Raw genomic sequence first — 4,780 nt, forward strand, 5'->3', positions numbered from 1 at the left:
GTGGCGGCCGCGTTCGTGGTGCTGGCGATCATCTCGTGGACGGCGGTGGCCGAGGTCGGCATGGCGCGCGGTCTCACCATGGCGCTGCTCGGAACCCTGTGGATCTGGGTCGCCGGGGTCGTGCTGTCCGAGTGCATCGGGCGCACCAACTGGTCGCCTCTCTCGGGGATGACCCTGATCGGGGTGACGATCCTCATCCTCGTGACGAGCGGGATCGGGGACCGCGCATCGATCATCGCGTCGGTCACGGTAGGGGCCGCCATGTGCGTCGCCATGGCGCAGGCGACCGATCTGATGCTGGACCTCAAGACGGGATACCTGGTCGGCGCGATCCCGAAGCAGCAGCAGAAGGCCCAGTTCCTCGGGACCTGGATCGGTCCGATCATCATCATGGGCCTGATCGTAGTGCTCCATCAGGCGTACACGCTCGGCAGCGACCAGCTCCCGGCGCCCCAGGGACAGGCTCTCGCCAGCGTGGTGCAGGGGATCCTCGGAGGCGACGTACCGGGGGACAAGTACCTGACGGGGGCCGGGCTCGGGGCCCTGCTCAGCGCGAGCGGCATCGGGGGGCTGGGCGTTCTGGTGGGACTGGGGTTCTACCTCCCGTTCAACATCGTGCTCACCTACACGATCGGCACGCTGCTCCGGGTCGGGGCGGACTGGAAGCTGGGCAAGCTGTGGAGCGAGGACGTCGGAGTGCCGATCGCCGCCGGGCTGATCGTCGGAGAAGCGCTCGTCGGGGTGGTCTACTCGCTGTTCATCGTGTTCGGGTGAGGAGGGCGACATGAAGCTCCGGCACATCGGATACCTGCTCATCACCGTCGGCTTCCTCGGCGGCTCCTACGAGGTCGTGAAGCAGGTCGAGGGCGTGAACACGGCGCCGTTCCTGGTCTGGCTCGCCGTGGGTATCTTCGGCGTGATCGTGGCCCAGAGGGCGCGGAAGGCGGAGGCGACGGACGCCACGGTGATCACCACGAACATCCGCGCCATCGAGGAGAGTCTCGAGAAGATCACGGCGGACGCGCGGCAGCTCAACGCGGAGAAGGCGACGATCAACGTCTACGACCTGCGCCACCGGATCGACGAGCTGTTCCCGGCCGACCTCGCCCGGTTCGTCGATGCCCGGGAGAGCATCGCCCACAGCTACGGGCTGAAAGCCTACGCCGAGGTGATGAACCGCTTCGCGGCCGGAGAGCGCGCCCTGAACCGCGTATGGTCCGCCTCCACCGACGGGTACATCGACGAGACCCACGCGTACCTGGAACGGGCGGTCACCTTCTTCGACGAGGCCCTCGACACGTTTCGCGGCATCCAGTCGCGGAGGCCCGTCGGCGGCGAGGGCCGCCCGGCCTGATCTCCGCCGGGCGACGCGGACGCCCGGTCAGGCGCCGAGCCGGTCCGGGTTGAGGCCCTCGAGCTCCGGGAGGACGAACCGCCCGTCCTTCCGGACGAGCACGTCGTCGAACCACACCTCTCCTCCCCCGTACTCCGGTCGCTGAATCAACACCAGGTCCCAGTGAATCTGGCTCCGGTTGCCGTTGAACGCCGTGTCGTATGCGTTTCCCGGGGTCAGGTGCAGGCTGCCGGCGATCTTCTCGTCGAACAGGATGTCCTTCATCGGCTCCCGGATGTGGGGATGGAAGCCGAGCGAGAACTCGCCGATGTACCGGGCCCCTTCATCGGCGTCCAGCACCTCGTTCAGGTGCTCCGGGTTCGTGCTGCGGGCCTCGACGATCTTGCCCTCCTTGAAGCGGAAGAAGACGTCGTTGTGGGTGACGCCCTGATAGATGGTCGGGGTGTTGTACTGGATCGTCCCCTCGATGCTGTCCCGGACCGGCGCCGTGAACACCTCTCCATCCGGAATGTTGCGCTTGCCGTCGCACGGCATGGCCGGGATACCGGCGATGCTGAAGCGGAGATCCGTCCCGGGGCCCTTCAGGTGGACGCGGTCCGTCGCTTCCATGAGACTCTGGAGCGGCCGGAGCGCCTCGGACATGCGAGGGTAGTCCATCGTGCAGACCCGGAAGTAGAAGTCCTCGAAGTCTTCCGTGGATCGCTCCGCGAGCTGCGCCATCGAGGGACTCGGCCAGCGGAGGACGACCCACCGCGTATCGGGAACCCGGATCTCCATGTGGACCCGTTTCCAGATGTGGCGCTCGTACATCTTCTGACGGTCCTGAGGCACGTCGGACAGCTCGCTCACGTTGGGTGCCCCCCGCACGCCGATGTACGCATCTACCCCCTTCATGTAGGTCTCTTCGGAGGCGGCCATGAGGTCGAGCTGCTCCTCCGTGGCGCCCAGAAGCAGTCGCCTGAGGACGGAGTTGTCCTTCAGGAGCACGTTCGGCACGACTCCGGCCTCGTGTGCGACGCGAACGAGCTCGCGGGTGAAGTCGGACGGGGTGTCGATCGCTTCCACCAGCAGCTTCTCACCCGACTGGAGCTCGCAGGAATAGTGGATCAGCGTCTCGGCCAGCTTCGTGTACCGGGGGTCGGTCATGGTTCGTCACTCGGTTGGTATCGGTTGCCCGGTCGCCGGCGGGGGAAGGCGACCCACGAGAGGAAACAGAGTGTGCGTGCGCGCGCCGTCGTGCAATGGTCCGTCGGTAATCGGCCGGTGACCCCTCAGGGCGAAGCGGGGAAGAAGAACTCGGCGATCGTCTCGCTCAGGTCGACTCCGTTGGGGTTGTCGGCCGCGGTCAGCCACCAGTGACCGGCGCCGTCGATCACGTCCAGTCTCACCGGCCCGTCGCCGGCGCACCCTTCCCATTGAGAGGCGTGGACCGTGGGCGGCTCGTCCGCGGCGGCCGGATAGTCCCACTCCAACGGGACCGGATCGCACCGGTCGTGCGCGCGCCACAGCTCGGCCAGCTCCGCGATGGACATCGAGTTCGGTCCGCCGTCGATCGGCGCGACCAGGTCCTGGAGCGAGTGGATGATGAGCACGGTCGGTCTCGGGCCTGCGCAGAAGCCGTCGAAGTCGTCCCGGGCCCCCGCCGCCACCGGAGCGATGCCGCGCACCGGAGAATCCGAGGCACAGCCCAGGTAATGGATGAAGACGCCGCCCATGGAAAAGCCGGTGGCGTACACGCTGTCCGGGTGGACCGCGTACCGCTCGCTGATCCAGCGCACGATCTCACGCGCGAAGCCGATCTCCTCGGTGCCGCTTCGACCGTCGTTGGTGCAGTTCGGGCAGGGAATCGGATAGAAGCCATCCGACGCATCGACGTAGATGACGGCGAACCCGTGGTCGTTCGCCACCCAGTCGAGCCCGGTGGCCTCGCGCATGAGCTCGGCGTTCATACCGGAGCCGTGGTAGGTGAGGAGGAGCGGCACTCGCCTCTCGTGGTCGTACCCGAGCGGCAGGTGACCGAGGAAGCTCCGCTCCCGACCCGCGAAAGGGATCGAAACGGCGATCTCGCGTCGTCCATCCCAGTCCGGAAGCTCCGGGAGACTCGAGCCCGGAGGTCCGGACGGACCTTCGTCCGAACACCCTGTCAGGAGGGCGACGCACGCCGAGGCGAGAACGGTGGACCCACGAAGAAGCGAACGCATGAACGGTCATACCGCCCCGCCGCTCCTTGGTTTCGTACCCCGGTCGTATCGGTGAGCGCCTGGTGCCGTGGCGGCGCACCGGCTCGCTGGCCATCTTGGCGCCGTTCACGATTCCGCCTATCCACGCCACAGGGGGCCGGGAATGCGTCGGTGCTCGAGAATCATGCGCAGCCTCGCCGTCGCGCTCATGCCGATCCTGTTCGTTCCGTCAACGGGCCACGGGCAGGCAGAGGGCACGATCCGAAAGAAGGTGTTGCTGATCGGGCTCGATGGGGTCCGCGTGGACCTCCTCGAGGCGGTGGACACGCCGGTGCTCGATTCCCTGGCGGCGGAGGGCTTCTTCTCGGACGAGGCGAAGACGCGCGTCCGGACCGTGAGCGGACCGGGCTGGTCGAGCATGCTGACGGGAGTGCGGACCGCGAAGCACGGGGTCGACAGCAACGACTTCGCCGGCAACGACTACGCCAGCTATCCGGATTTCCTGACCCGAATCGAGCGGGAGAGACCGGAGTTGCACACTCTCGCCATCACGGACTGGCCGCCGCTCGGGACCGAGGACTCGGGTGGCCCGCTGATCAGCGACGCGATCGACGTGAAGATCACCTTCGACGGAGAGACGGACGGCTATCGGTACGCGGATTCGCTCAGCGTCGAAGCGGCGGTCGGGCAGCTACGCGACGGTCCGGTGGACGCGGCATTCGTCTACCTGGGCGACATCGATGTGGTGGCCCACGAGACGAACTCACGCTCGCCTCAGTACAGGGCGGCCATCGAGTGGGCGGACGCTCGGGTGGGCCTGCTCCTCGAGGCGGTCCGGGAACGCCCCACCTTCGCGGATGAAGACTGGCTGATCCTGGTGAGCACGGACCACGGACGGAACGATGCCGGCGGGCATGGCGGGAGATCACCCTCCGAGACCACCATCTTCTACCTGGCGAGCGGACCTTCCGTGCAGCCGGGGCGCACCGAGTGCCCGCCGGAGATCGTGGACGTCGCGGTGACGGCTCTGGCCCACATGGACCTCGGTCCTGATCCCGCCTGGAACCTGGACGGAGAGGTCCGGGGACTGAAGCCGTAGCGTCGAGGCCGACGGGGTTGCGGGTCCGGTCGCGTGTGCGTATTCCCGTGCCAACAGGACGCCCAACCGACACAAGAGGAGCCATGCAGCACGACGCCATCGCGGTCATCGATTTCGGCGGTCAGTACGCCCACCTCATCGCGACGA

5 protein-coding genes are annotated in these 4,780 nt (G+C 67.2%); 3 read left to right on the plus strand and 2 right to left on the minus strand.

The genetic code is table 11. The features are described 5' to 3' along the window. Both AC36XV_RS06135 and AC36XV_RS06140 read left to right on the plus strand, forming a co-directional pair. Window positions 1-774: OPT/YSL family transporter (locus tag AC36XV_RS06135; RefSeq protein ID WP_492202797.1), on the plus strand; the 774-nt coding region annotated here is incomplete at its 5' end. A 10-nt stretch (window positions 775-784) separates the two neighbouring features. After that, window positions 785-1,354: a hypothetical protein gene (locus AC36XV_RS06140; protein ID WP_492202798.1), complete on the plus strand. Its 570-nt coding sequence runs from the start codon at window positions 785-787 to the stop codon at window positions 1,352-1,354. A gap of 27 nt (window positions 1,355-1,381) precedes the next feature. Here the strand turns inward: AC36XV_RS06140 and AC36XV_RS06145 are convergent, their stop codons facing one another. Both AC36XV_RS06145 and AC36XV_RS06150 read right to left on the minus strand, forming a co-directional pair. Continuing rightward, window positions 1,382-2,500 (minus strand): aminopeptidase, encoded by a 1,119-nt coding sequence (locus AC36XV_RS06145; protein WP_492202799.1) that lies wholly within the window; start codon window positions 2,498-2,500, stop codon window positions 1,382-1,384. Between the two features lie 125 nt (window positions 2,501-2,625). Continuing rightward, window positions 2,626-3,555, minus strand: a complete 930-nt coding sequence (locus AC36XV_RS06150; RefSeq protein ID WP_492202800.1) for a CE1 family esterase — start codon at window positions 3,553-3,555, stop codon at window positions 2,626-2,628. A gap of 163 nt (window positions 3,556-3,718) precedes the next feature. On the opposite strand from AC36XV_RS06150, the gene AC36XV_RS06155 reads away from it, so the two are divergent. Then, window positions 3,719-4,633: an alkaline phosphatase family protein gene (locus AC36XV_RS06155; protein WP_492202801.1), complete on the plus strand. Its 915-nt coding sequence runs from the start codon at window positions 3,719-3,721 to the stop codon at window positions 4,631-4,633. Window positions 4,634-4,780 lie beyond the last annotated feature (147 nt).

Source organism: Candidatus Benthicola sp. (genome assembly GCF_058719085.1).

What these genes read in the sequence shown, in the direction of transcription:
- AC36XV_RS06140 (WP_492202798.1), top strand. Translation starts at nt 785, where the DNA reads ATGAAGCTCCGGCACATCGGATACCTGCTCATCACCGTCGGCTTCCTC.
- AC36XV_RS06145 (WP_492202799.1), bottom strand. Translation starts at nt 2,500, where the DNA reads ATGACCGACCCCCGGTACACGAAGCTGGCCGAGACGCTGATCCACTAT.
- AC36XV_RS06150 (WP_492202800.1), bottom strand. Translation starts at nt 3,555, where the DNA reads ATGCGTTCGCTTCTTCGTGGGTCCACCGTTCTCGCCTCGGCGTGCGTC.
- AC36XV_RS06155 (WP_492202801.1), top strand. Translation starts at nt 3,719, where the DNA reads ATGCGCAGCCTCGCCGTCGCGCTCATGCCGATCCTGTTCGTTCCGTCA.